Annotated in this window: 26 protein-coding genes and 1 pseudogene; 13 read left to right on the top strand and 14 right to left on the bottom strand. The window is 34.2% G+C overall.

Annotation, left to right across the window (positions count from 1 at the left end; translation table 11 throughout):
• Nucleotides 1–11: 11 nt before the first annotated feature.
• Both EIG86_RS06410 and hpt read right to left on the bottom strand, forming a co-directional pair.
• Nucleotides 12–584 (bottom strand): adenylate kinase, encoded by a 573-nt coding sequence (locus EIG86_RS06410; RefSeq protein WP_127845338.1) that lies wholly within the window; start codon nt 582–584, stop codon nt 12–14.
• 7 nt (nt 585–591) lie between these two features.
• Nucleotides 592–1,116 carry a hypoxanthine phosphoribosyltransferase gene (gene hpt, locus EIG86_RS06405; protein WP_127845456.1) on the bottom strand — a complete coding sequence of 175 codons (525 nt, stop codon included), beginning with the start codon at nt 1,114–1,116 and terminating at the stop codon, nt 592–594.
• 457 nt (nt 1,117–1,573) lie between these two features.
• On the opposite strand from hpt, the gene EIG86_RS06400 reads away from it, so the two are divergent.
• From EIG86_RS06400 to EIG86_RS06390, 3 genes are read left to right on the top strand one after another with little or no spacing between them, the layout of a single operon-like run.
• Nucleotides 1,574–1,918, top strand: a complete 345-nt coding sequence (locus EIG86_RS06400; protein ID WP_127845337.1) for a PadR family transcriptional regulator — start codon at nt 1,574–1,576, stop codon at nt 1,916–1,918.
• The gene (locus EIG86_RS06395) at nt 1,911–3,494 is read left to right on the top strand and encodes a PspC domain-containing protein (RefSeq protein WP_127845336.1); all 1,584 of its coding nucleotides are present in this window, start codon (nt 1,911–1,913) and stop codon (nt 3,492–3,494) included. The genes EIG86_RS06400 and EIG86_RS06395 overlap by 8 nt, the downstream gene beginning before the upstream one ends.
• Nucleotides 3,495–3,523: 29 nt before the next feature.
• Nucleotides 3,524–4,369 carry a head GIN domain-containing protein gene (locus EIG86_RS06390; RefSeq protein ID WP_127845335.1) on the top strand — a complete coding sequence of 282 codons (846 nt, stop codon included), beginning with the start codon at nt 3,524–3,526 and terminating at the stop codon, nt 4,367–4,369.
• A gap of 122 nt (nt 4,370–4,491) precedes the next feature.
• On the opposite strand, the gene EIG86_RS06385 is transcribed toward EIG86_RS06390, so the two are convergent.
• Nucleotides 4,492–5,709 (bottom strand): LETM1-related biofilm-associated protein, encoded by a 1,218-nt coding sequence (locus EIG86_RS06385; RefSeq protein WP_127845334.1) that lies wholly within the window; start codon nt 5,707–5,709, stop codon nt 4,492–4,494.
• A gap of 479 nt (nt 5,710–6,188) precedes the next feature.
• On the opposite strand from EIG86_RS06385, the gene EIG86_RS06380 reads away from it, so the two are divergent.
• Nucleotides 6,189–6,755 (top strand): lipocalin family protein, encoded by a 567-nt coding sequence (locus EIG86_RS06380; RefSeq protein ID WP_127845333.1) that lies wholly within the window; start codon nt 6,189–6,191, stop codon nt 6,753–6,755.
• 122 nt (nt 6,756–6,877) lie between these two features.
• Nucleotides 6,878–7,516: a hypothetical protein gene (locus EIG86_RS06375; RefSeq protein WP_127845332.1), complete on the top strand. Its 639-nt coding sequence runs from the start codon at nt 6,878–6,880 to the stop codon at nt 7,514–7,516.
• A gap of 357 nt (nt 7,517–7,873) precedes the next feature.
• Here the strand turns inward: EIG86_RS06375 and EIG86_RS14370 are convergent.
• Nucleotides 7,874–8,007 (bottom strand): annotated as a pseudogene (locus EIG86_RS14370) (IS982 family transposase); the annotation flags it as partial.
• Between the two features lie 170 nt (nt 8,008–8,177).
• Nucleotides 8,178–8,315, bottom strand: a complete 138-nt coding sequence (locus EIG86_RS14110; RefSeq protein ID WP_157983114.1) for a hypothetical protein — start codon at nt 8,313–8,315, stop codon at nt 8,178–8,180.
• A 158-nt stretch (nt 8,316–8,473) separates the two neighbouring features.
• Here EIG86_RS14110 and pdhA point away from each other — a divergent pair, with 158 nt between their 5' ends.
• From pdhA to EIG86_RS06345, 6 genes are all read left to right on the top strand, one after another.
• A complete protein-coding gene (pdhA, locus tag EIG86_RS06370; protein WP_127845331.1) occupies nt 8,474–9,472 on the top strand; it encodes a pyruvate dehydrogenase (acetyl-transferring) E1 component subunit alpha in 999 nt (332 codons plus the stop codon).
• Nucleotides 9,473–9,475: 3 nt separating this feature from the next.
• On the top strand, nt 9,476–11,209 hold the full coding sequence (locus EIG86_RS06365) for a pyruvate dehydrogenase complex dihydrolipoamide acetyltransferase (protein WP_127845330.1): 1,734 nt from the start codon (nt 9,476–9,478) through the stop codon (nt 11,207–11,209).
• A gap of 78 nt (nt 11,210–11,287) precedes the next feature.
• Nucleotides 11,288–12,262: a M20/M25/M40 family metallo-hydrolase gene (locus tag EIG86_RS06360; protein ID WP_127845329.1), complete on the top strand. Its 975-nt coding sequence runs from the start codon at nt 11,288–11,290 to the stop codon at nt 12,260–12,262.
• A complete protein-coding gene (locus tag EIG86_RS06355; protein WP_127845328.1) occupies nt 12,259–12,942 on the top strand; it encodes an SDR family NAD(P)-dependent oxidoreductase in 684 nt (227 codons plus the stop codon). The genes EIG86_RS06360 and EIG86_RS06355 overlap by 4 nt, the downstream gene beginning before the upstream one ends.
• 2 nt (nt 12,943–12,944) lie before the next feature.
• Nucleotides 12,945–13,541, top strand: coding sequence for a SprT-like domain-containing protein (locus EIG86_RS06350; RefSeq protein WP_127845327.1), 597 nt, complete (start codon nt 12,945–12,947; stop codon nt 13,539–13,541).
• 97 nt (nt 13,542–13,638) lie between these two features.
• A complete protein-coding gene (locus tag EIG86_RS06345) occupies nt 13,639–15,102 on the top strand; it encodes a DUF389 domain-containing protein (RefSeq protein ID WP_127845326.1) in 1,464 nt (487 codons plus the stop codon).
• On the opposite strand, the gene EIG86_RS06340 is transcribed toward EIG86_RS06345, so the two are convergent.
• Nucleotides 15,099–15,863 carry an ABC transporter ATP-binding protein gene (locus EIG86_RS06340; RefSeq protein ID WP_127845325.1) on the bottom strand — a complete coding sequence of 255 codons (765 nt, stop codon included), beginning with the start codon at nt 15,861–15,863 and terminating at the stop codon, nt 15,099–15,101. The genes EIG86_RS06345 and EIG86_RS06340 overlap by 4 nt on opposite strands.
• A 1-nt stretch (nt 15,864) precedes the next feature.
• A complete protein-coding gene (locus tag EIG86_RS06335; RefSeq protein ID WP_127845324.1) occupies nt 15,865–16,608 on the bottom strand; it encodes an MlaE family ABC transporter permease in 744 nt (247 codons plus the stop codon).
• 116 nt (nt 16,609–16,724) lie between these two features.
• On the opposite strand from EIG86_RS06335, the gene pafA reads away from it, so the two are divergent.
• Nucleotides 16,725–18,353, top strand: a complete 1,629-nt coding sequence (gene pafA / locus EIG86_RS06330) for an alkaline phosphatase PafA (RefSeq protein WP_127845323.1) — start codon at nt 16,725–16,727, stop codon at nt 18,351–18,353.
• Here the strand turns inward: pafA and EIG86_RS06325 are convergent.
• The 7 genes from EIG86_RS06325 to gcvP form a co-directional block, all read right to left on the bottom strand.
• Nucleotides 18,345–19,193 (bottom strand): glycosyltransferase, encoded by an 849-nt coding sequence (locus EIG86_RS06325; RefSeq protein ID WP_127845322.1) that lies wholly within the window; start codon nt 19,191–19,193, stop codon nt 18,345–18,347. The two genes, pafA and EIG86_RS06325, sit on opposite strands and share 9 nt — an antisense overlap.
• Nucleotides 19,194–19,196: 3 nt before the next feature.
• Nucleotides 19,197–19,721, bottom strand: coding sequence for a methyltransferase domain-containing protein (locus tag EIG86_RS06320; RefSeq protein WP_127845321.1), 525 nt, complete (start codon nt 19,719–19,721; stop codon nt 19,197–19,199).
• A gap of 58 nt (nt 19,722–19,779) precedes the next feature.
• Nucleotides 19,780–20,841, bottom strand: a complete 1,062-nt coding sequence (locus tag EIG86_RS06315) for a 3-oxoacyl-ACP synthase III family protein (RefSeq protein ID WP_127845320.1) — start codon at nt 20,839–20,841, stop codon at nt 19,780–19,782.
• Between the two features lie 97 nt (nt 20,842–20,938).
• Complete coding sequence (locus EIG86_RS06310) at nt 20,939–21,667, bottom strand: hypothetical protein (protein ID WP_127845319.1); 729 nt, start codon at nt 21,665–21,667, stop codon at nt 20,939–20,941.
• A gap of 84 nt (nt 21,668–21,751) precedes the next feature.
• Nucleotides 21,752–22,315, bottom strand: a complete 564-nt coding sequence (locus EIG86_RS06305) for a PIN domain-containing protein (RefSeq protein ID WP_127845318.1) — start codon at nt 22,313–22,315, stop codon at nt 21,752–21,754.
• Entirely contained in the window at nt 22,305–22,760 is a 456-nt protein-coding gene (locus tag EIG86_RS06300; RefSeq protein WP_127845317.1) for an excisionase family DNA-binding protein, read from the bottom strand. Before EIG86_RS06300 ends, EIG86_RS06305 begins: the two co-directional genes overlap by 11 nt.
• Nucleotides 22,761–23,002: 242 nt before the next feature.
• A complete protein-coding gene (gcvP, locus tag EIG86_RS06295; RefSeq protein ID WP_127845316.1) occupies nt 23,003–25,849 on the bottom strand; it encodes an aminomethyl-transferring glycine dehydrogenase in 2,847 nt (948 codons plus the stop codon).
• A gap of 158 nt (nt 25,850–26,007) precedes the next feature.
• Here gcvP and EIG86_RS06290 point away from each other — a divergent pair, with 158 nt between their 5' ends.
• On the top strand, nt 26,008–26,784 hold the full coding sequence (locus EIG86_RS06290) for a UbiA prenyltransferase family protein (protein ID WP_127845315.1): 777 nt from the start codon (nt 26,008–26,010) through the stop codon (nt 26,782–26,784).
• The last annotated feature ends 88 nt before the right edge of the window (nt 26,785–26,872 follow it).

Below are 26,872 nucleotides of genomic sequence, written 5' to 3'. Positions count from 1 at the left end.
GTATTTATGAATTATAATTGGTCAATGACTTTGCTGATGCGTTCAGTAATTTCTGAAATTGAACCAACGCCGTCAATGCCGTAGTATTTGTTTTCTTTTTTATAAAATTCTTTAAGAACAGCTGTTTCTTCGTAATATACTTTTATTCTATTTCTGATAACAGATTCGTCTGCATCATCTTTCCTTCCTGAAGTTTTGCCGCGTTCCAAAAGTCTTTCAACGAGTTTTTCGTCAGGAACTTCCAAAGCTATCATCGCATCGATTTGTGTAGATTTAGAATCCATCAAATCATTCAAAGCTTCGGCTTGGGCTTCTGTTCTTGGGAAACCATCGAATATGAAACCTTTGCTATCCATGTTTTCTTCGACTATTTCATTTAGCATTTTTATGGTGACTTCATCTGGCACCAACTCACCTTTGTCGATGTAGGATTTAGCCTTTTGACCAAGCTCTGTTTCGTTTTTGATATTATATCTAAAAACATCTCCAGTGGAAATATGTTTCAAATTATATTTTTCTTTAAGATTTTCAGCTTGGGTTCCTTTTCCTGCTCCCGGAGGGCCAAACAATACGATGTTAATCATCTGATTTTTATTTTAATTGATATATTTCTGAAATATTTCTACCTAATCCGTCATAATCAAGACCGTAACCGACGATAAATTTATTTGGAATTTCGAGACCGACGTAGTCTATGGGTAATGATTTTTTGTAGGCTTCAGGTTTATAGAATAAACTTGCAATTTTGTATGAAGCAACTGCTTCGGTCTTAAGTTGTGCAACGATATGTTCCAATGTGTTGCCAGTATCTACAATATCTTCTACTACAATGACATCACGATTTTTAAGATTTCCTGCGCCAAGTAATGTTCTAACATCTCCAGTGGAAGAGGTTCCTTCGTAAGAAGCAAGTTTGGTAAAACTAACCTCACAATCGCCTTCGTAGTATTTCATTAAATCCGACAAAAACATAAATGCACCATTCAAAATACCAAGAAAAATCGGCGTTTTGCCTTTGTAATCTTCATCGATTTTTTGCGCTAAATTTTTGACTGCTTGTTGAATTTCATTGTGGCTGAGGTAAGGCTCAAATTCTAAATCGTGGAGTTTAACCATCATTTTTACATTTAAAAAGGCAAATATAAGGATTCCAATTTTACTAGGTTTATATAGAAAGGCTTTATTCTCTTGTTTGAAATTAATATTAAAATTCAACTTTAAAAATCAATTCTTATTTTAATGAGAATTGATTTTTTTTTTACTTAAACTTCTAAGTTTTGATAATTTGAGAGCAATATTTTTAACTCTAAGTTTCAACTTTAATTGAACCATGAATTTTTTGTCTACCTATTAAATATCAATTTTTAAGTAAAATTTCCATTTACGTTTCATTTTCACCTTTTTAATTATTTTCTTATCAAACCACTATAAATACTAAGGTTTCTTCATTTTTTACAAATATTATTCTGAGCTTAAAGTTAAATAAAAGTTAATATATATTACTTTGTATTGCATAGTAGTGTTTAAAAAATATATCTTTGTATTGTAATAAAACTCATTTTATAATGGAATTATGAAGATAGAAAACACAAAAGCACAAATGCGGAAAGGAGTTTTGGAATATTGCATTTTGTCAGTACTTCATCAAAACGACGCTTATGTTGCTGAAATATTAGAAACTCTGAAAGCCGCAAAGCTTTTAGTCGTTGAGGGTACGATTTATCCTTTGCTCACTCGTTTAAAAAACGCAGACCTACTGTCTTACAGATGGGAAGAATCGACTGGTGGGCCACCGCGAAAATATTATGGGCTAACCGAACAAGGTGAAAATTTTCTGAATGAACTTTCTGAAACCTGGAACGAACTCAGCTTTGCCGTAGAACAAGTCACACAATCAAAATCAAAAGACGATGAATAAAACAATCAACATAAATTTAGCCAATGTCTTCTTTCATATTGATGAAGACGCTTTTAGAAAACTGGATCAGTATCTTAAAACTATTGAAAAATATTTGAGCAACGAAGAAAGTAAAAGCGAAATATTACAAGATATTGAAGCCAGAATTGCCGAAATATTTAGCAATAATATCAATCATGGAAACGAAGTTATCACCACTAAACACGTCGATGAAGTCGTTGAAATAATGGGAGAACCAGAAGCTTATCGTATAGAAGATGATGCTGATTTTAGTTCTAAAAAAACTCACCGTCAACATGCTACAAAAAAATTATACAGAGATATTGATCGCAATTATATTGGCGGAGTATCTTCAGGATTGAGCCACTATATTGGACTTGATGTTTTTTGGATTCGTCTGATTTGGGTTATTTCTGCTTTTCTTTCTTTCGGAATTACATTAGGGATTTATATTTTGTTATGGATTCTTATAGAACCAGCAAGAACCACAGCAGAAAAACTTGCTATGCAAGGCGAGCCCGTCAATTTGTCGAATATAGAAAGAAAAGTTAAAGAAGGTTACGATAAGTTTGCTGATAAAGTTGGTGACATCGATTATGAAAAATATTCGCAACAAACCAAGTCTGGTGTAACTCGTTTTTTTGATGGCTTGGGTGAAGTTTTAAGAACTTTAGGGCAGTTTTTAGCCAAATTTTTAGGTTTGATTTTGTTTCTGATTTCAGGTTTAGTTTTAGTGAGTTTATTAGTTTCATTATTCAGTTTTGGAACTATTTCAGTTTTGGAATTAGGGGATTTTTCTCACGCAGAAATTTTTGCTTTGGATTTGCCAACTTGGCTTCAATTGCTTATTTATTTTATTATTGCTGCTATTCCATTTTTTTATTTACTTATTTTAAGCTTGAAATTGTTGTTCTCTAACCTAAAATCAATTGGGAAAACAACTCATATTTCATTATTGGCACTATGGATTTTGGCTGTAATAACTGTAACAACTTTTGGGGTCAAAAAAGGCTTGGAAAGGACTTATAGCGCAGAAGTAGTTGAGGTGGAGAGTTTATCTAATCTTGCGACAGATACATTGGAAGTTAGAATGAACAATAATTTACTTTACAGTGAAACGCTAATCAAAAGTTCAAGACAAAAATTGGTGGTGGATAATAATAATCAAGAGTTCTTGTACAGTTCTAATCTAAATATAGCTTTGAAACCTGCCCAAGATTCTATAATTAAACTTAGGTTGGAGAAATCTTCAAGCGCCTCTAGTGTTAGTTTGGCTAGGCAACGCGCTTCAGAAGTAGATTATAATTATGAAATTAGAAATGATGCGCTAAAATTAGACAGCTACTTTTTGAATAATCCAGAGTATTTAGATCAAAATTTCAGTCTGAATATTACACTTTTTATTCCAGAAAATATGATCTTTAGAGTCGACAATAACTTACAAATATTTTTGAATCGCAGAGCAATAGATCCAGAATATTTCGGCCATTTAGTGAAATTTGAAGATCAGACTTTGAAATGTATTGATTGTGTAATCGAAACTGAAGGCGAAGTTATAGAAGAAAAGAGTATTTAAAACAAAATTCAACCTTTAAAATAAAAACTATGAAAACCTATTTATCAATTTTAGCTTTCCTTGTGATGCTAACCACAAGTTGTAATTCGAATTTTAACTTTTCAAACCAAGTCAATGGAACCGGGGAAGTGCTTAACGAGCGCATGGACTTGAGTACTTTCACAGAAGTGAAATTAGAAAAAGGATGGAAGGTAAAACTAATTCCTAGTACAGAAAATTACATAGAAGTAGAAGCCAATTCCAATTTGCTCGATATTTTGATAGTAGAAGATGAAGGCGGGAAATTATTAATCAGTGCAGAATCGAATATCGGCAGTGCAGATGCTAAAAATATTCGTTTGTATTTTACTGAGCGTCTGAATAATATTTCAGTTTCAAGTGGTACTGGTTTAACTGCTGAAAGTGTTTTGGATTTCGATGATTTAGAACTGAAAGTCTCTAGTGGTGCTGATGTAGAATTCAATGCTAAACTCAAAAAAATGGACGCTTCGGTGTCGAGTGGCGCAGATTTAGTCATGAATGTTTTTGGCGAAGAAGTTATTTTTGATGCTTCTAGTGGCTCTGATTCTAATTTAGAAGTAAATGTGAAAAATATTGACGTTAGTTCTTCATCAGGATCTAATGTTGAAATAATAGGTGAAACCGATAATTTAAGCATAGATTCATCCAGTGGCTCAGATGTTGAAGCAAAAGCCCTGAAAGCAAAGTCTGTATTCGTTTCGGTGAGTTCCGGTTCGGATGCCAGTGTTTACCCATTAGAAAATTTAAAAGCAAACCACTCTAGTGGTGGTCATATCGAATATTATCATAAACCTTCGAATTCTATAGATATCGAGGATTCAAAATCTGGAGGCGGCGTAAAGTATAAAAATTAAATTTTGTTTGTTTGTTTTAGAAGTTTGTCAACGAAGGGAAGTCTCGTCGATTTTCCTTCAATGACAAATAAATTTAAGAAATCCCAATTATGATCAGTATAACTCAATTTTTAGTCCAGTGGTTAATCACTATTTTTACTTAAATTTTCGCTTTTATTAGCCTTGTTTTCATTGAAAGATGACGGAAGTAATTGTGGGATAAAGCTAATAATAATAGGTAATAACACACTGCCACCTGGCAAAACGAAAATGGCCAGCGAAGGTATGCTTTTGAATATGTCCATTAATTGCGACTTCACTTTAGCCTTTTCCTCGGGAAGTAACTCCCTTTGCGCTGATTGATGAAGGAGCACAAACAACTCGCGGCTTTCCATGATTTCTTGAATCAATCGTTTTTTATTTCTTGTCAGCAAAGTTTTTGCAGTTCTTTGACTCCGATTATAGAAATGCTTTAAGGGGTTGCTATAATTGAAATATGCAATTTTCTGTTTATTTATGCTGATGAATTCAAATAAAAATGAGATTGATAAGTCAACTTCTTCAGGAGATAATTTTAAATTTTCTCCTAATTTTTGAAGCATCTCCATTTCTTCGGGCTCTACAATTTCGTCACTATATACTGCCATACATGTTAAATCCATCAAATATTTTGAGGTCGGACTTTCGCTAAATTCTTCGAATTCTAAAGTTCTAAAATCACTTTCACTTAAATTTTTGGATTTTGTGTAACGAAGAGAACTTTGCAAAAGTTTGATGATTAAATATTCGTATTTAGACCTGTTGGTTTTCTGTTGAAGTGCCGAAAAAACGAGACTGACAATTTGAAATTCTAATGTTTTGGCAAACTCAACCGTAGACGTATTTTTTGTGAGAAAGTGTTGAAAAGTCAACACATCGGTAAATAGCAAAGCATTTGTTATAAGATGACTGAAATTTTTCTGAAAAATACTTTCATTAGTTTGAACACGCTCATGAATTGAGTGTTCTAACTTAATATCAGATTTAGTCTTTAGTCTAAAAATAGATTTAAAAGCCTGTTTTTGAGAGTTCAATTGCTCATAAAATTTCAGAATTCGAGTGGTGATGTTCTCAATATCTGAAGATTGATGTTGTTGAAAATCTATAAAAACTAAACCAGCTAAAAGATTTATTTTAGCCAATTCTTGTTGCGTTAGTTGGTGTACCGCATCTACCTCTAAAACAGAATTTTGATTAGTGCCATAAATGAATCCGGCTATTCTCAATTCTGAATAGAAGTCTTCGAAACTAATTTTAGTTTCAAATTTTTTTATACTTAATTGAACTGCGTGTCTCAACCAACCCGAAGCAGAAGGATTCATAAATTTTTTTTATAACTCAAATGTAAGAGAATTTTTATTTAAAAAGATGAATGTTGAAAACTTGAATTGGTATAAAGATACTTTCAAGACTGTTTAGAAGATTTACAAAAAAAGATTAACAACTTTTTAGATTGAGTTCAAATAAAAACCTAATACTAACTTAAAAGTGTCAAGTGGAGAATTTTGACCACAAATGGTTAGAAAAAATGCTGTCGGAATTTAAAAAAACTCTACTTCAAATGAAGCAGTAAGACTTGATAAAATTGATACGAAATTTAAAGAAGTTCCTGACTCAAGAACATATCATAGAAGATATAATGATTAAAAAAGCAGCATAAATAATAAAAAAAATCGATTAAAATTTGTTAATATCCTGTCCTATAAAATGGTAGCGTCTCAGTATTTATAACTTAAAAAACAATTGTATATATTAATTATTGAACTATATTCGCAGCCTTAAATTAACAAAACATTATATTATGAAAAACAGATTGAGCAGCTTATTAATTTTACTACTTGCAGTAGTTTTAACCTCTTGCGAAAGCAATGATGACACAGCAACAATTAATGGAGAGATTGGTGGTGAATGGAATATTGAGTCTATCAATTATACTGGCACAACAATTGTTTCTCAAGAAGGAAATTCAGTGACTACAAATTTATCAGGAGAAAGTTTTGATGAAAATGCAACAATGACATTCAATGAAGCTGATAATTTATTTTCCAGTCAAGGATCGTACTTTATAGAACTTACCTCTTCAAACTCAGGTCAGACTCAAACTCAAACAATACCAATAAATGATTATTATTCTGAAGGTGAATGGGATTTAGACGGTAATATATTGACTGTAGCAGGAGGATTGGTTTCAATTTCTTCAGGTACACCAGTAGTTGGCAACCCTAATGAAATCCAATCTCAAGAATATGTTGTAGAAGAGCTTACTGCTACAACAATGGTTATATCAGGAGTTGACCAACAATTAATTCAAGAATCTGACATTGAATTAGACGTCACAATAGATTTTACAATAACACTTACCAAATAGTAAAACAGTTTTAAAGTACGTTGACTTAATTACTATACAAATATTAAAAGTTGGCATTCATTGTGAGTGAACGAATTGAATTTTATAACTAAATTTATAATAACTTAAATCAAAATTAAAAAATGAAAAAACTACTATTTCTTAACCTAACTTTATTAGCATTATTATTTTTTATGGGTTGTAGCGAAAGTGATTCTAATGACCCAAATGAAGATGAGAATCAAGAAGAAATTTTCTTATGTACTGGAAATGAAAGCTCAAGTTATTGGCCATTAACAATTGGAAATCAATGGACATATGAAGGTGGTTCAGACGATTTGATTCTTACAGTTATAGAAACTGTAGAAATTGCAGGACAAGAATATTTCAAGATAGAACCCTCAGGAGTTTTAGCTTGGGAGCCTATTTACTTGAGAGTAGACAATGAAGGAAATATTTACCAACATTCTGCACCAGGTTCAGAGAATCCATCAGAAGTTCTTTATTTACCAAATAGTCCAACTCTCAATCAAGAATGGGATTCTTTTGGCAACTGTATATTAGGCCCTTGTAGTCATTACAAAAAAGTTGAAAGTCTTAACGAAACTATCGAAACAGGTGATTGTACATATGAGGATTGTTTAGCAATTAGAGAATATACAATCACTAATGATGGGACTTTAATTGACAATGGATTGATTTTTTATAAACAAGGCGTTGGATATTTGGGTGCTGATGGGTTTAGTTCATACTTGGACTTAGTAGAACTTATACTAGAATAATAAAAACAACGAAATGCCAACAACGGCTATAGTTCATTGCGGTGAATTCCTAATCGGAATTCACCGCATTTTGCTATCTTTCTGCCACGGCGGAAAAGATCCTGGTGATTTTTCCGCAACAAAACCATAGCCAAAACCGTTAACTTTATGTATAATAGGTCTTGGCAAGTATAACACTACTTTAAATTGAGTTACATAAAATTTATGTTTTCTTTACCTCAATTTAAAGTAGTATATGTATGAGATGTTTCAAAAAATAGCTTTAAGGAATTGTTCCTTTGATATTTTGAAATATTTTATTTACGCCATAAATGTTTACTTTTAACCTGAGTTCGTTTGATTTTTATATAGAGTTATTTAATTGGAATTCATTATTAAGTGGTTTGCAGTTGCTTTTGTCAAAAATGAATACGTAATTAGTCCAGACATCAGATTTGTAAGAAATCACCTATAAATTTATGTCTCGAATGTTCAACTTGACACATGTTTTTTTAGCTCAAAATTTAAAGCTCAATAACTACCTTTTTCTAAGAGTTATTTTGATAAGAAGATAATAAGCAATATTTATTAAAGCTTGCACTCAGTTTTATAACCTGTATGATTTATCACAATAAACATTTCGTCTTGATAAGCTTAAGCAGTAGCTTGAAACTCAAGATAATTATCGGTTAGATTGATCTGCAAAATAAGCTTCAAAAGCTGCTTCGTAATTACTTAGTAAATCTTGGCAACTTGAACCACCACCGTCATCATCATCTGAACAAGAGGTAAATGTAAATCCAACGATGGCTAAATTCATAAACATGAATTTTTTGAGATATATATTACAAATCGTCATTTTTCATAGGATTCAACTCTGAAAGTTAATACTATTTAAAGTGTTTTCAAATCTTATTTAAAGTGTTACTTTTGTATTTCGATATTTTTTAAATCAAGTCAAAAGAAAATTACGCATCAATGAAAAAGATCACAAAAAAGACTTATCTGAAATGGTATGAGGACATGCTGTTTTGGAGAAAATTTGAAGATAAGTTGGCTCAAGTATATATACAACAAAAAGTGCGAGGCTTTTTGCACTTATACAACGGTCAAGAAGCTATTTTGGCTGGCGCACTACATGTAATGGATCTTAAAAAAGATAAGATGATTACGGCTTATAGAAATCACGTCCAACCAATTGGTATGGGTGTTGACCCTAAGCGTGTTATGGCAGAATTGTATGGTAAGGCTACAGGAACATCCCAAGGTTTGGGTGGCTCCATGCATATTTTCTCTAAAGAACACCGTTTCTATGGTGGACATGGTATTGTTGGTGGTCAAATTCCTTTAGGTGCGGGTATTGCCTTTGCTGATAAATATTACAATAATAATGCGGTTACATTATGCTTCTTGGGAGATGGCGCAGCACGACAAGGTTCGCTACATGAAACGCTAAATATGGCAACCAATTGGAATCTGCCTGTAGTTTTTTGTGTTGAAAATAATGGTTATGCGATGGGGACTTCCGTCAAAAGAACATCCAGTCACGAAGACATTTGGAGATTAGGACTCGGTTACGAAATGCCATGCGGCCCCGTAGATGCTATGAATCCAAGTAAGGTTGCAGAAGCTTTAGATGAAGCGATTTCTCGTGCCAGAGCTGGCAAAGGGCCAACATTTTTGGATTTGAAAACTTATAGATACAGAGGTCATTCTATGAGTGATGCACAAAAATATCGAACTAAAGACGAAGTTAAAGAATACCAAAAAATTGACCCAATTTCTCAAGTCAAAAAAGTAATTTTAGATAAAAAATACGCCACGGAAGATGACATCAAGGAAATAGACCAGCGTGTTAAAGATAAAGTCAGTGAGTGTGAAAAATTCGCTGAAGAATCAGATTTTCCAGAAAAAAATGTGATGTACGACGTGGTTTACGAACAAGAAGATTATCCTTTCATTCCTCATAAATTATAAATAATGGCTGAAGTAGTAAATATGCCAAAGCTAAGCGACACTATGGAAGAAGGTGTTGTGGCAAAATGGCTTAAACAAAAGGGAGACAAAGTTGAAGAAGGCGACATTTTAGCTGAAATCGAAACCGATAAAGCCACTATGGAATTTGAATCATTCTATGATGGTGTTTTGCTATACGTTGGCGTTGAAGAAGGCGAAGGAGCACCAGTAAATTCACTTTTAGCTATTATTGGAGAAGAAGGTGAAGATATTGATGATTTGATTGAGAACGGCAAAAAAGAAGAATCTTCCAAAAACAAATCAGAATCTGAAGATGAATCTGATGATGAAAAATCTTCGGAAGATAGTGATGAAGAAGAGAAGTCATCGGAAGAAAAGGATAGCGCAGAAGATGAAACTTCTGGTATGCCAGAAGGCGTTGAAGTTGTTACCATGCCAAGGCTAAGCGACACAATGGAAGAAGGAACTGTAGCTTCATGGCTGAAATCCGTTGGTGACGATGTTGAAGAAGGCGATATTTTAGCTGAAATCGAAACCGATAAAGCAACGATGGAGTTCGAATCATTTTTTAGCGGTAAACTATTGCATATTGGTATAGATGAAGGTGAAAGCGCTCCAGTAGACGATGTTTTGGCAATCATCGGTCCAGATGGAACAGATGTAGATGAAGTCCTTAAAAATTTAAAATCAGGTGATTCTGATAAAAAATCTTCAGATAAAAAAACAAAGTCTAAAGATACTGACGACAAAGATACTTCAAGCGATTCTAAAGATAAGAAAACTGAAGCTACTAAAGGCGATAAGTCATCGAATTCAACCGATGAAGACGGGCGTATTTTAGCTTCACCTTTAGCTAAGAAAATTGCAGAAGAAAAAGGAATTGATTTAAGAAAAGTTGAAGGAACAGGAGATAACGGTCGGATTATCAGAAAAGATGTTGAAGATTTCAAGCCTTCAGATCAAAAGGAACAAAAGGCTGAAAAGTCTGAAAAAGTAGAGCAACCAAAAGAAGAGGCTAAATCTGCAACGACAGAAATTTATAGCCCTGTTGGCGAAGAAGAGTTTGAGGAAAACAAAAATTCTCAAATGAGAAAAACTATCGCCAAACGACTCTTGGAATCCAAAAACAACGCGCCACATTATTATTTGAATGTGGAAGTCGATATGGAAAACGCCATGTCATCTCGTACTCATATCAACGATATGCCAGATGTAAAAGTGTCTTTCAACGATTTGGTAATCAAGGCGTCTGCAATGGCTTTAAGAAAACATCCACAAGTCAATTCTTCATGGAATGGAGAGACCACAAAAATTGCCAAACACATTCATGTTGGCGTTGCTGTTGCCGTAGAAGAAGGTTTACTTGTTCCAGTTCTTGAATTTGCCGACCAGCAATCTTTAACTCAAATCGGGAATAATGTAAAATCTTTAGCAACCAAAGCTAAAAACAAAAAACTACAGCCTAATGAAATGGAGGGTAGTACGTTTACAGTTTCTAACCTTGGAATGTTTGGAATTACAGAATTCACAAGTATAATCAATCAGCCTAATTCAGCTATTCTTTCTGTTGGAACTATAGTCGAAAAACCAGTGGTTAAGAATGGTGAAATTGTAGTCGGTCATACCATGACGCTCACCCTGGCTTGTGATCATAGAACTGTCGATGGTGCAACTGGTGCCAAGTTTTTACAAACACTTAAAACCTATCTGGAAAATCCAGTTACAATGTTGGCTTAATATTTTATTATTTTGAAATATAACTGCCTTTTTAGACCAAATTTATCGTCTTTAAAGGCAGTTTTTTATATTCACACTATGAAAAAAACACTACTTACTTTAGGCTTCTTATCGCTATTAACTTTAGCATGTCAACAGTCAGAAAAAAAACAAGACAATCAGCAAGTTATAGCTGAGTTTACAGAAAAAAAGCAAAAATTCAATTTTTCAACAGAAAAAGCAATGAATTTTTTGGCATCAGATGAATTAAATGGAAGAGACACTGGTTCAGAAGGCATTAATAAAGCCGCAATTTATATTGAAGATGCTTTTAAAAGTTTCGATGTGCAACCTCTTTTTGAAACTTATCGCGATTCTTTTCAAATACAAGATATACAGGCTTATAATGTTGTTGGCGTTTTAAAAGCCACAAACACCACTGATAAAAAACCACTACTTATAGGCGCACATTACGATCATATCGGGTTTTCAAAACCTGTGGAAGGCGATAGTATTGCCAATGGAGCCAATGACAATGCTACCGGAACAGTTGCCGTTTTAGAACTTGCAAATTATCTTAGTCAGCAAAATCTAAATCGAGACGTAATTTTTGCCTTGTTTTCTGCGGAAGAAAAAGGCTTGTTAGGTTCGAAACATTTAGCCGAAAAGATGAAATCAAAAAACATGAAACCTATGGCTGTTTTCAATATCGAAATGTTGGGAGTTCCTATGGTAAATAAAGAATTTGAAGCTTATCTTACGGGTTATAATGGTTCTAATATGGCAGATGTTTTCAATCAAGCTTACGATAATATTTTTTTAGGTTTTTTGCCAAAAGCTCAAGAATTTCAGCTCTTTAAACGAAGTGATAATTATCCATTCTTTGAAACTTTCAAAATTCCATCACAAACGATTTGCACATTTGATTTTACCAATTTTGAATATTATCACCATGTTGATGATGAAATACAGCATTTGGATTTAAAGTTTTTCCAGAAATTGGTTGATCAAATGAAGCCTGGTGTTATGAATTTAATTAATGCTGAAGACGATAAATTAAAATTAAATCAATGACAAAAAATATTGTAATCACTGGCACGAGTCGAGGCATAGGCTTTGAATTGACCAAAAAATTTGCAGCAGATGGTCACCAAGTCTTTGCATTGTCTAGAAATGATGAAAATACAAAAGCCTTAAAACTAGAAAATGTTCATTCGTTGTCTTGTGACCTTTGTGATGAACAAAGTGTGACAGCGGCCGTAAATTTTATTGCAAATAAAGTAAGTCAAATTGATATCCTGATCAATAATGCTGGGAAGTTTTTAAAACAAGATTTTAAAGACACACAAATGGATGCAGTAAAAAAAGTCTATCAAACCAATGTTTTTGGTGTAATTGATTTGACTTACAAAATTTTACCAATGATGATAGAAACTTCGCACGTAGTAACTATCAGTAGTATGGGTGGTGTGCAAGGCAGTGTGAAATTTCCTGGATTGGCGGCTTACAGCTCCAGTAAAGCTGCAGTTATTACCTTGACAGAGTTATTGGCAGAAGAATACAAAAATGAGGGGCCGTCTTTCAATGTCTTAGCCTTAGGTGCAGTGCAAACCGAAATGTTAGAAGAAGCTTTTCCTGGCATTCAGGCTCCGAATTCAGCTGAAGAAATGGCAACTTATATCAAGCATTTTTCTGAAACTGGACATCAATTTTATAATGGAAAACTACTTCAAGTGTCTAGTTCAACGCCATAATAATGGATTCGACTTTAGCTAAATATTTGCCAGAAGGTGCTGTAAGACCTGTCATGGGAATGATTGAAGCTTACCAGATTCAGTTGAAAATAGTCAACCAAAGGCAAAGCAAACATGGTGATTATAGATTGTTGCCCGACGGGTTTCATCAAATAACAGTCAATGCCAATCTCAATAAATATCGATTTTTGATTACTTTAGTGCATGAAGTCGCACATTTGTTAGCCTTCAAAACTTTTGGTATGCAAATCAAGCCACACGGCGTGGAGTGGAAGAGAACCTTTCAAAAATTGATGTTGCCTTTTATTCATCCGCAAATATTTCCTAAAGCTGTTTTGCCAGAATTAGCAAGACACTTCAAGAATCCTACAGCCAGTAGCGATACTGATGCCAGATTATCTGTTGTGCTAAAACAATTTGACTTACCGAATGATAAAAATTATATATTTGAAATTCCAATAGGAAGCCTTTTTAAAATTCATAATGGGAGAATGTTTAAAAAAGGACAAAAAATTAGAAAACGTTACCAATGTCAGGATGTTGATACTGGCAAAATGTATGTGTTTCAGCCGAATGCAGAGGTAGATTGGATTAAATAAGTGAAAACAATTGTAATAGATTTTTTTAATAATCTAAACATTAATCAAACCTTCTCTTTGTTTTCATGAGTAATTATAGTATAAATTTCGGGTAACAATGGAAAATAAAGACCACAATAATACAGGTTCACAGACAAATCCTGAAGAATCTAAAAATGAAAATGAAAAAGGCAAGCAAGTCCAAAGCAACGTTAAGGAAACTTATGGAAGCATCAAGTCTTTTCTATACGAATTATTAGACATTAGCCACGACACCGATCGGGATGCAACCATGGAAGCCATCCTAAAAGATATTCCATTCAAAGGACATAATGCTTGGATTTTAATTTTTTCCATTATTGTGGCATCCGTTGGTCTAAATGTTGGAAGCACGGCGGTGGTTATTGGCGCGATGTTGATTTCACCACTTATGGGACCAATTGTGGGTTTGGGATTTTCCGTGGCTATTAATGATGTTGATACTTTACGTCGTTCTTTAGTGAATCTAGGAGTAATGGTTGGTCTAAGTTTGATCACTGCTTTTTTATATTTTCAATTGTCACCTCTTACCGAACTTACAGAAGAATTGAAAGCCAGAACTTATCCTACTATTTTAGATGTTTTAGTAGCAATTTTTGGTGGATTAGCCTTGATTATTGCTAAAGCCAAACGTGGTACAATAATCACTGTAATTTCTGGTGTAGCTATTGCCACAGCTTTGATGCCACCATTATGTACAGCTGGTTACGGTTTGGCAGTGTGGGATTTTAGCGTATTTGGTGGTGCGATGTATTTATTTACGATCAATACTATATTTATTGCACTATCCACCTTTGTGGTGTCAAAATTTCTGAGATTTCCCTTGGTCAAATATGCAAATTCTTTACGTCGAAAACGTATTGCTCAAATCGCTTCAACTATTGCAGTAGTGGTTATGATTCCTAGTGTATATCTTTTCTACAATTTATTAAAAGAATCTTATTTCGAAAACGATGCAACCAAATTTATCCAGAGTGAATTGGCGAGTTACAAACAATCTTTTCTTCAAAAAAATTCAACAGTAATAAGCTATAATTCTGGAATCAATCCTGAAATTGAAGTTTCTTTTCTAGGTAAAGAGATACCTAAAGATGTGATTTTACTTTGGAAAGATAAACTAAATACTTACGAGTACTTGGAGAATACAGAGTTGAATGTACTTCAAAATGAAAATTCTGAAAATTTCGATCAATTGAAATATATGGTCGAGCTTAAACGTCGTGATTCTCTTGAATTAGCAGAATCAAAGAAACATATTGAAGATTTAGAAACCGAAATGATTAAGCTTCAAAAGAGCAAACGTTTGATTAAATTTGACCAAGTAGCAGAAGAAATTAGGTTGAATTATGAAAACATAGAAGCGGTAAGTTTTGCAGATATTTTGACATCCAATTTTGAACAAATTGACACCATTCCAACCTTTAGTATCAAATGGAAACCCGAACTCGAGGAAGAACAAAAATCGACCACAGAGGATAAGCTTCAGAAATGGTTGTCTTATAAATTGAATATTGATGACATTCAAGTTAATTCACTAAATTAAAGTCCTTCACGTTGCGCAACTCTAACCTTTTGGAATAAATTAGAAGAGTAGACAAAGTCGGCAATTTTTTCATTATCTGTTTTATAAATAATATCCTTATCGCCTTCCCAAGCTTTTTTACCGCCTTCTAAATAAATAATTTTCTCACCAATTTCAAATACAGAATTCATATCATGGGTGTTTATGACAGTTGTAATTTGGTTTTCGTGGGTGATTTCCTGAATCAAATTATCTATAACGGTTGCAGTTCTAGGGTCTAGTCCTGAGTTTGGCTCATCGCAAAACAAAAATTTTGGTTTGTTGACAATTGCTCTTGCAATGGAGACTCGTTTTTGCATCCCGCCACTAATTTCTGAAGGGAATTTATCATTTGTATCTACTAAATTGACGCGATCCAAAACTTCTGCAACTCGATTTTTCATTTCTGAACGACTCATTTTAGTAAACATTTTTAAAGGAAAAGTCACGTTTTGTTCTACAGTCATCGAGTCAAAAAGTGCACCGCCTTGAAAAACCATTCCCATTTGCTTACGGAGATTACGGCGTTGTTCAACTGTAAAATCATTGTAGGTTTTTCCATTAAAATAAACATCTCCTTTATCTGGATTAATCAATCCAAGCAAGCATTTTAAAAAGACAGTTTTACCAGAACCGGATTGTCCAATAATGAGGTTGGTTTTGCCTTTTTCAAATTCAGTTGAAATGCCTTTCAAAACATCTAAATCACCAAATGATTTATGTAAATTTTCGACTTTAATCATACTAACTCAATAATAATTGTGTGATAAAATAATTTGAAAAAATGATAACAACGCTCGTCCAAACAAAAGAAGTTGTACTAGCTTGACCTACTTCCAAAGCACCACCTTTCATATAGTAACCATGAAAAGAAGGAATTGTGGCCAATAAAAATGCAAAGATGAACGATTTAATAAATGCATAAGCAACATGAAAGGGGACAAATTCGTCTTGCAAACCTTCTAAAAACTGCTCTCCGCTCAAATATCCGCCATATGTTGCAGCTAAATATGCCCCAATAATTCCTATAAACATTGAAATAGCAATTACAAAAGGATACACCATCAAAGCTATAACTTTAGGCAATACCAAATAATTTAAAGAATTGATGCCCATTACTTCCAAAGCATCAATTTGTTCAGTAACACGCATCGTACCAATACTGGAAGTGATAAACGAGCCAACTTTTCCTGCCATGATAACAGAAATGAAAGTCGGTGCGAATTCCAAAATTATAGATTGTCTGGCAGCGTATCCGATTAAAGATTTGGGAATGAAAGGGTTAGAAAGATTTAATGCGGTTTGAATGGTAATTACAGCACCTATGAAAAATGAAATAAATATTACAATTCCCATAGAATTGACAATCAAATCATCGATTTCCTGCATGATCAAACGTCGCATTTCAGATAATTTTGTCATGCGTTTGAACATATCAAAAATCATGATAAAATATTGTCCAATGCTTTTTATGTAACTTGACAGCATGTTCTGCGTTAATTAGAATTTTGCATAAAAATATAATAAAATCTTGAGGTTTCTATTTAACTCACAGATAATCTCAGATTTTAGACGAATACTTATCTTTGCTTTAAAATTTAAATATGAAAAAATTACTCTGGCTATTGTTTCTGACACTTTACGTTCTTCCGTTTCAAGCGCAGAATACTAACAAAACCAAATTGGTTGTTGGCATTGTAGTCGACCAAATGAGATTTGACTACCTTACTAAATTTCAAAAACATTATTCTGAAGATGGCTTCAAACGTTTGAAACGTGAAGGATTTGAAATGAAAAATTTTCATTTCGATTATGTACCAACTTATACAGGACCTGGTCATGCTTCAGTTTTTACTGGTACAAGTCCAATGAATCATGGTATTGTGGCCAACAATTGGTATGATAAATTTTTAAAAGAAAGTGTCTATTGTGCTTCAGATTATAGTGTGACACCGCTCGGTTTAGATAAAGATAATTCTGATGGAAAAATGTCTCCACACCGAATGCTAACCACAAGTTTTGCAGACCAAAATCGTTTGCATACTCAATTTAAAGGCAAAACAATTGGTGTGTCAATTAAAGATCGAGGCGCAATTCTACCGGCAGGTCATACTGCCAATGCAGCTTATTGGTTTTATGGTGGAGATTTAGGGCATTTTATAAGTAGTGATTTTTATATGAAAGCATTGCCGAAATGGGTTGAAAAATTCAATAAATCTAATGTGGCAAAGAATTATCTAAAAACTTGGGACACCTATGCAGACATAGATTCCTATATTGAAAGTGGTGAAGATGAAAACAATTATGAATTTGGTTTCAAAGGCAAGACTAAAGCAACCTTTCCTTATGAATTAAAAAAATTAAGCGATGAAAATAGCGGTTTCAATATTTTGAAATCTACACCCTATGGCAACGATTTGCTTTTAGATTTTGCCAAAACAGCCATAGAGCAAGAGACGCTAGGCCAAGATGAGTATACAGATGTTCTCACTTTAAGTTTTTCTAGCACAGACTACGTTGGTCATAATTTTGGGGTCAATTCTAAAGAAATACAAGACACCTACATTAGGTTAGATCAAAACATTGCCGATTTGTTGACTTTTTTGGATGAGAAAGTTGGAAAAGGAGAATACACACTTTTCCTTACTGCCGATCATGGTGCTGTTCATGTTCCTCAGTTTTTAAAAGATCAAAAAATCCCAGCAGGTTATTTTGAAGTAGAACAAATGCAAAATGCTTTAAACGAACACTTAATTAATTCAGGTTTAGGAAATGATCTCATTGAAAAAATCCAAAATCATCAAATTTTCTTGAATTATGACAAATTCAATTCACATCAGGATTTTGTAAATATCCAAAATGAAATCAAACATTTCTTACTCCAATATGAGCAAATAGATAGAGTTTTTACGAGAAACATGCTGGAAAATACAAACTATAGTTATGGTGTTGGTGAATTGATTCAACGAGGTTTTCATCAGAAAAGAAGTGGAGATATAGCCTACGTTTTAGAAACCTCTCATATTACTTATCCGCATAAAGGGTCAACTCACGGGAGCGGTAATAGTTACGATACACAAGCGCCAATGTTATTTTTCGGAAACGGAATCGAGCAAGGCAAAAGTTATAAGAAATATCATATTCCAGATATTGCACCAACAGTTTCAGCATTATTAGGTATAGAATTACCAAACGGAGCTACGGGGACAGTAATCTCGGAGGTTTTAAAATAATTTCGACTTAATATTTTTCCAACGGTAATTCCTAATGAATTTCCCTTCCTGATCACTGATTAAGAAGGGATTTTTTTTTGAATTAGCAGTCAAAAAACTAAGAATAGATTTGTTGGCAAACGCAAAACTTTTTTTGTTGAAAGCCATTTTTATACAGGTGATGCTAGCTAAAATAAAACTATACCGCATTTGGAACAGCGAAATACCAAAGCGTTTGGGTAGAGATTTAGCATAAGAATGTCCAGTCGGTTTGCGATGTTTCACAACTAATTCTGATGTCGTTTGGACTTCCCAATTTCTGAATCTAGCCTGAAACTCATCTATTGTGTCCCAGCCCATTGCAGTAACTAACCCACCGATATCATCAAAACAAGCTTTTCTATAGGATTTTAGCGCTCCCCGAATATGATCTTGATTTGTAAGATTTTCAATCACCCATTCATTGCCTTTCTGAATACTGCAAATTCCACCAAACATCCCTAGATTTGGGTTTTTGGTGTATGCCTCATTCATGATTTCTAAATAATTTTCTGGAAAGACCAAGTCGGCATCATACTTACACAAAACATCATAAGAGAAATCTACTTGGTTTAAGCCAAATTGAAATGCTTCTATAATTTTAGCGCCTGGTTGGTGTTCATCACTTTTGGACTTGGTATAAACTGAAATGATTTGATTTTCAGAAGCATATTTTTTCAGAATTTGTGGTGTTTCATCCGTAGAACCATCATCGACAACTATAATTTTTTTTGGAAGAATGCTTTGATTCAAAAGTGAATCTAAGCATTCAGCTATAAATTGTGCTTCGTTATAAGCTGGTATAATGATTAGAATATCCAAGATTTACGACTTCTTTTGACAATGCACTAAATAATATCTAGGCGTAAAATGTCTTAATATTGGTCTAATGCCTATTTTTTTGACGGGATTACTAAATTTTTTACGATCTAATATTTCCCAGCCAGCTTTTTCTAATAACCAATCGAATTGCCAGTCTTCAAATTCATGGTAATGTCTGTCCCAAGGATCCGTTTTGCTTCTATAAGCTGAGGCAAACCACAATTTCAAAGGCACGCTGGCAAATAAATAATCGGATTTGATGTGTTGCAAAACTTGCATAGGGGAGAGCAGATGCTCGAAAATTTCAAAAGCAGTGGTTAATTTAGTGTCGTATGTTTCTACAATTTTATAATCCAAATCTAAATCCTCACCTTTGGTGTTTTCAACTTGGTAACCCTGAGATGTCATGATTTTTGAAAATGGATTTTCCACACCTAAATCCAAAACTGTTTGTGGTGGAGCAGCATGAGTTTTTAAAAAATCTAAAGTAATGTTGAAACGCTTGTCAGGATAGGTTTTTTCGTACATTTATTTGTAATTCATCAATTTCATAAAAAATCTACCTCAAAATCTTCACTTCAAGCTGTTAGATTTCATAAACGATAGCATTTATGTTCATTCCTGCACCTACGCTTGCAAATATAATTGTATCGCCAGACTCTAAAGCTTCATGCTCAAATTCACCTTTCAAAAACATATCGTATAAAGTTGGAATAGTTGCCACACTGCTATTGCCAAGTTTGTTGATACTCATCGGCATTATATTTTCGGGCATGTCTTTTTCAAAAAGTTTGTAAAACCGATCAACTATGGCAAAATCCATTTTTTCATTAGCTTGATGAATAAATATTTTTTTGATGTCATCAATCTGCTTACCGCTAGCTTCTAGGCAAGATTTCATTGCCTCAGGAACTTTAGAAAGTGCAAAATTATAAATTTTGCGGCCGTACATTTTAATATAGCCCCGGTCGTCTTCTCTATTGGGTGAAAAAGATTTATCGAAGTAAATATAGCTAGCTTCTGTTTTAGTATAAGTGGCAGTTTTGTGAGCTAAAATTCCGCCAGAATCTTTGGAACTTTCTAAAATTGTTGCACCAGCACCATCTGCATAAATCATACTGTCACGATCATTCGGATCTACGACTCTAGAAAGTGTTTCTGCACCAATAACCAAACAGCGTTTAGCCATTCCTGCCTTTATAAAAGCTTGGGCTTGTATACAGCCTTCTATCCAGCCAGGACAACCGAAAAGCAAATCGTAGGCCACGCAAGATGGGTTATCAATATCTAGTTTTTCTTTTACTCTAGAGGCAATGCTTGGTACAGTATCTGCTTGTTGTGTATTATAGCCTACGTCACCAAAATTATGTGCTACAATAATATAGTCTAAAGTTTCTGCATCAATATTTGCATTCTCGATGCATTTTTCTGCAGCAAATGTTGCAATATCAGAGGTTTTTAAATTTTTATCGACGTAGCGTCGTTCTTCGATGCCAGTGATGGCTTTGAATTTTTTGATTATTACTTCTGGATGCGCGTCAAATGCTGTTTCATCTTGATTGTAAAATTCATTCTTAAGAAAATCCTCGTTTTTCTTAATAAGATCAGGGATATAACTTCCTACGCCTACAATTTTTACTTGACTCATCGGTAATTCAATTTTTTCTGCAAGTTACAGCTAATGTGATTAAATCTTAAAGTTTAGGACAAAATTAAATTAAATCATTCGCAATTTGAAATAAATTTTAAGATTGTTGGGTATTTAATATACTTTCTTCTGATGATAAATCAGCATCTAAATCATTTTTAGTGAGATATTTTTCAAGAATTTCTCGTTTTTGTTCTGGAAGTTTGAAATTCAGAATATATAAAGCTATAGCTTCTAAAGTGATGATTGCAGCAACAATATAGTTGATATACCATAGGTCGCCAGCATAATTATATAAGTTGGAAACGACCAACCAGGGTAAGTAGGTAAAGGGTAAAAAACCGACGCTGTTGGACAACAATTCTTCCATATATAGATTGTATTGTCTATGCTTAATTTTTTTTCTTCGTTTAATAATCATGATCAATGCAAAAACCATGGCCAGACCTGCTACAGAAATTGCTAAAATACTATTGAATGGATTCCAACTTAAAAATAAGACTGAACAGAAAAAAATTAGCAAGACGCCTAGCCATAACTTGGATTCTTGCAAAATACCTTTGGTAGTTTGCCAAGTATAAGACCAGCATTGTTTGTTGATTTGTTTAGTGTATTTTTCAAAATCATCACTAAACCCGCAAACGCCATAGGTTTTGAAAGCTTTTTGTAAAGCTTCATCAAAATTCAATTCGGGATCTGCTTCGATTTGCTCATGAATTTTAACTTTCAAATCCTTAACAATCATTTGCTGAACATCATAATAATCAACGAAGTGTTGCTTGGTGAAAGCAATTAACCGATCGTGTTGTTCACTTGTAAAATTCATGGGTCTTTATAACTAATGTAAAGTTAGAAAACATTTTTTAAAACTTGAATTTAATATATAAAATAAATTGATTCGTTACTCGAATTAAAGGTGTGAATGTAGAAAATCAGCTGTATTTTTTAATCCTTGCTTTCTTAGAATTTTCAGGACTTCAAATTCATCTAAATTCGGATTTCGTCTATTTAAAACCAATTGTTTGAATGCCTTTATCGCTTGATCCAGATTCAAGTCTATAACATCAGTCAAGAAATCATCAGCTGTTTTTGCTCTTAGACCAAAATTCGCTAAATAGTCTTTAGGGAAATCCTTAATATTGTTTATTACAATTAGGTTGGCGTTAGTTTTTATTGCAGCAGCTAAAACGTGACAGTCTTTTGGATCTGGTAAAGTCAAATGAGGTATTAGTCCAGAATAATTTTTGACTAAAGCATCAGGGAAAGCTAGATTTGCCTTTTCTGTTCTCTTAGTAGCTTCTTCATCTGAAATACCCTTGCGCTTCATAACATCTTTCCACTCATCGAATATATGCTCACTCCACTTAGGCGTGAACATATCGAAATACGCAAACCAAAAAAGTAAATCTCTGATTTCAATTGGGTAAATAACATTGGTATCCAATACACATTTGAATCTTACACTATGAATCATAGATGCCTAATTCTTCGTCAGATTTCATAATGTCAATAATGTGTTGCTTCTGACTTCTTTTCATTTTGTTTTTATAATCCATAACATCCGAAAACTTGACTCTTCTGTGTTTTCCAATTTTAGTGTACTCAATTTTACCTTCTTCGAGCAATCCTACTAAATGAGGTCTAGAACACCCTAAAATTTCAGCAGCCTTTTGAGTCGTGACTTCTGTCGCAATGGGGACGAGAGAAAACGGCTTGCCTTGACTCATAGTTTTTAAAATTTCCCTTAATAACTTTAATGCACTCAAAGGAATTTTAATTCGTTCTTGTAAGGCTTCAATTTCAATCTCTGGATTGTCAGTTTCTAACTGCTCAATTACGGATGCTAAAGCATTATAGGATTCTATAGCAAGCTTTTGATCGTCCTTTGATGGTTTGTTTATAGTTTGTGATTTATCCATAATTGTTGTGAATTGCTTTCAATGACAATATTAAACGAAATAAACGAAATAGCCTTGTAAGTGTTTGTTAATTTTTTAAAATTCAAGCTTACAAACTCAAGCTATTTTCTATTCAAGGATGAATTCAAAGTTGTTGTCAAAACACATTTGAATGTTGCTTTTTGTTAGGCTTATTATAAAAAACACCTGAATTAAATGAATAATTCAGGTGTTTATAATTTTCTAAATCAGTAGAAATAAACTTATATATAAGCTTCAATCGGAGCGCAAGTACACATCAGGTTTCTGTCCCCAAAAGCTTCGTCCACTCGTCTTGTACTTGGCCAGAATTTGTTTTCAGCGACATAAGGCAGTGGGAAGGCTGCTTTTTGTCGACTGTATTCATACGGCCAATCTTCAGCAGTAAGCATTGCTAAAGTATGTGGTGCATTCTTCATCACATTATTAGGTTCGTCTTTCTGGCAAGTTTCAATTTCTTCACGAATAGCAATCATCGCATCGCAAAAACGATCCAATTCTGCTTTGCTTTCACTTTCTGTCGGTTCTATCATCATAGTGCCAGCCACTGGGAACGAAACAGTAGGAGAGTGGAATCCGTAATCGATTAAACGTTTGGCAATGTCTTTTACTTCAATGCCACTGTTTTTGTTGAATTCACGACAATCAATAATCATTTCGTGTGCGGCTCTGCCACGTTCTCCAGAATAAAGTGTTTTATAGTGTTCTGATAACCTTGATTTAATATAGTTTGCATTCAGAATGGCATATTCGGTCGATTCTCTCAAACCTTTTTCACCCAACATTCTAATGTATGCGTAAGAAATCAAACATACAAATGATGAACCAAATGGGGCTGCAGAAATGGCTGAAATTGCATGTTTCCCACCAGTTTCTATCAAAGGATTATTAGGCAGGAATTCTACCAACTGCTTAGCTACGCAAATCGGACCAACACCTGGACCGCCGCCACCATGCGGAATAGCAAAGGTTTTATGTAAGTTCAAATGACAAACATCAGCACCAATTCTACCTGGACTAGTTAGGCCAACTTGGGCATTCATATTGGCTCCATCCATATAAACTTGTCCGCCGTGCTCATGAATAAGTTTTGTAATGTTTCTGATTTCAGATTCAAAAACGCCGTGAGTTGAAGGATAAGTCACCATCAGAGCCGCAAGATTTTTGCTGTGTTTTTCTGCTTTGGCTTTCAAATCTTCTACATCTATATTGCCTTTGTCTGTCGCTTTGACTACCACGACTTTCATGCCAGCCATAACAGCGCTAGCGGGGTTGGTGCCGTGTGCAGAAGATGGTACTAAGCAGATGTCACGATGACTTTCATTACGAGATTTGTGGTAGGCGCGAATGACCATCAATCCTGCGTATTCTCCTTGAGCTCCTGAGTTTGGTTGTAGCGAAGTGGCAGAAAATCCTGTGATTTCAGTAAGATAATCTTCCAGTTCTTTTAAGATGGTTTGGTAACCTTTGGCTTGATTTTTTGGCACAAATGGGTGAATGTTCCCCCATTGTGAATTGGATAATGGCAACATTTCTGCGGCAGCATTCAATTTCATTGTACAAGATCCCAAGGAAATCATAGAATGGTTCAATGCCAAATCTTTACGTTCCAAACGTTTGATGTATCGCATCAATTCAGTTTCAGAATGATAAACATTAAACACATCGTGAGTCATGAATTCACTTTCTCGGTGCAAATCACTTGACTCAATAATTCCTTCACTTAAAGATGAAATTTCAACTTTATTTTGGTTTGCCACTTTGACGAAAATACTGATGATTTGATCTAAATCTTCGGAAGATGTTGTCTCATTCAAAGAAATTGAAATCGATTCTGCATCTGGATAGTAGAAGTTGTAACCTCTAGATTCTGCTTCAGATTTGATTTTTTCAGCATCACCTTTGATAAGAATTGTGTCAAAATACAATGAATTGACTTGGTAAAAGCCTAATTTCTCTAAAGCATTTGCTAAACTGACAGTTTTTCTATGGATTTGGTCAGCGATATGTTTCAAACCTTTTGGCCCGTGATAAACGCCATACATACCTGCCATTACCGCTAGCAAGACTTGTGCGGTACAGATATTGGAGGTGGCTTTGTCACGCTTGATATGCTGCTCGCGAGTTTGAAGCGCCATCCGCAATGAATTATTGCCATCCACATCTTTAGTTACCCCAATAATTCGTCCTGGAATATTTCTTTTATAATCTTCTTTAGTTGCAAAATAAGCCGCATGAGGTCCGCCATAACCTAATGGTATTCCAAACCTTTGAGTTGTGCCAACAACTACATCTGCACCCCAATCGCCTGGGGCTTCTAGCTTGACTAAACTTAACAAATCAGCAGCAACAGCAACTTTAATCTCATTTTCTACGGCTGTTTTTGTAAATTTTTCAAAATCAATAATTTGACCGTATTTACCTGGGTATTGCACCAAAGCGCCAAAAAAGTCATCACCAAAGTTGAATTCATCATGTTTACCAATAACTAATTCGATTTGCATCGGTTCGGCACGAGTTTCTAATAAAGCTAATGTTTGTGGAAGTACGTTTTCTTCAACAAAGAATTTTTGCACTTTGTTTTTCTTTTGGTCGCGACTTCGCACAGCAAACAAAAGACTCATGGCTTCTGCAGCAGCAGTAGCTTCATCTAATAAAGAAGCATTAGCCACAGGCATTCCCGTAAGATCCGAAACCATAGTTTGGAAATTCAACAATGCTTCTAGTCGGCCTTGTGCAATTTCAGCTTGATATGGCGTGTAAGCGGTGTACCATCCCGGATTTTCCAAAATATTTCTTTGGATCACAGCCGGAACGATGGCTTCATGATATCCTAAACCGATGAATGAACGAAATACCTGATTGTCTAAACCGAGCTTGTGAATATGATTAGAGAATTCATATTCGGTTAAAGGCGCAGGCAAATTAAGTGGTTTTTCTAGCTTGATATCATCGGGAACAGTTTCGTAAATAAGTTGACCAAGTGATTCTATGCCGATGGTTTTGAGCATCTCTGGCACAGATTCATCTCTAGGGCCGATATGTCTTGACGCAAATGATTCAGTGTTCATTGAAGATTCTTTAAAAATTTGCTTGCAAAAATACATTTTTTATAAAGAAACACTTGTTAAAGACGGAAATACTATCGTTAATATTGGTGTAAATTTATTCACCAAATATCTTTTACTTTTGCCATGTGAAATATCTTAAACAAATCTTTGATTTTTATTTGAACGCCAGCATTCATGTTGCCTTGGCGGTAGTGGTATTTGCAGAAATTTCGATTTGGCAATTGAATTTGAACAGAGACCTAAATCTTTATGCCTTTTTGTTTACAGCGACCATAACTGCCTATAATTTTGTAAAGTTTTCAGGCATTGCCAAATTTCAATTTCGAGGTCTAAATAAGCGATTACAACAAATTCAAATTTTCTCTTTTGCAGTAATTCCTTTGATGTTTTATTTTTTATTTCAACTGAATTTAGGTTTGTTTTTTTTGATTTTAGGGCTTGGTGTGCTTACTTTTTTATATGCCGTACCATTGTCACCAAAATCGAAAAATCTACGCAATATGTCTGGACTTAAAGTCTTTATTATTGCCATAGTATGGACTGGCGCAACTGTGTTTTTGCCTTTGTTGTCCAATGACTTTGACTTTTCAAACATAGGACCGCAGGACATCTGCTATGCTTTGCTGAGGTTTTTGCTGGTATTGGTGCTAATTATTCCATTTGAAATCAGGGATTTGGGTTGGGATGATGCTGAATTGAAAACCATACCGCAGTTATTTGGCGAATCCAAAGCAAAAATTATTGGTAGTATTTTGATTCTCTTTGCTATACTGATTGAGGTTTATTTTGAATTTTACACAAATTCTGCTGAATTGGCTTTGCGTTATGCTATACTTCTTTTTCTCCTGTTATATTCTGGTCGCCAGCGAAGTCGTTATTATACAATTTTTTGGGTTGAGGCTTTGCCTTTGCTTTGGTGGATTTTAATTTTATAAAATTCAATTTATTAAACAATTGTTTAGAAAAAATTAAAAAAACGAATTCAGAGCACCCCAGATTAAGGTTTATGTAAACTTAAACATG

It is taken from the genome of Psychroflexus aestuariivivens (assembly GCF_004010055.1).
Taxonomy (GTDB): Bacteria; Bacteroidota; Bacteroidia; order Flavobacteriales; family Flavobacteriaceae; genus Psychroflexus; species Psychroflexus aestuariivivens.
This window is presented reverse-complemented; position numbering and strand designations above follow the sequence as displayed.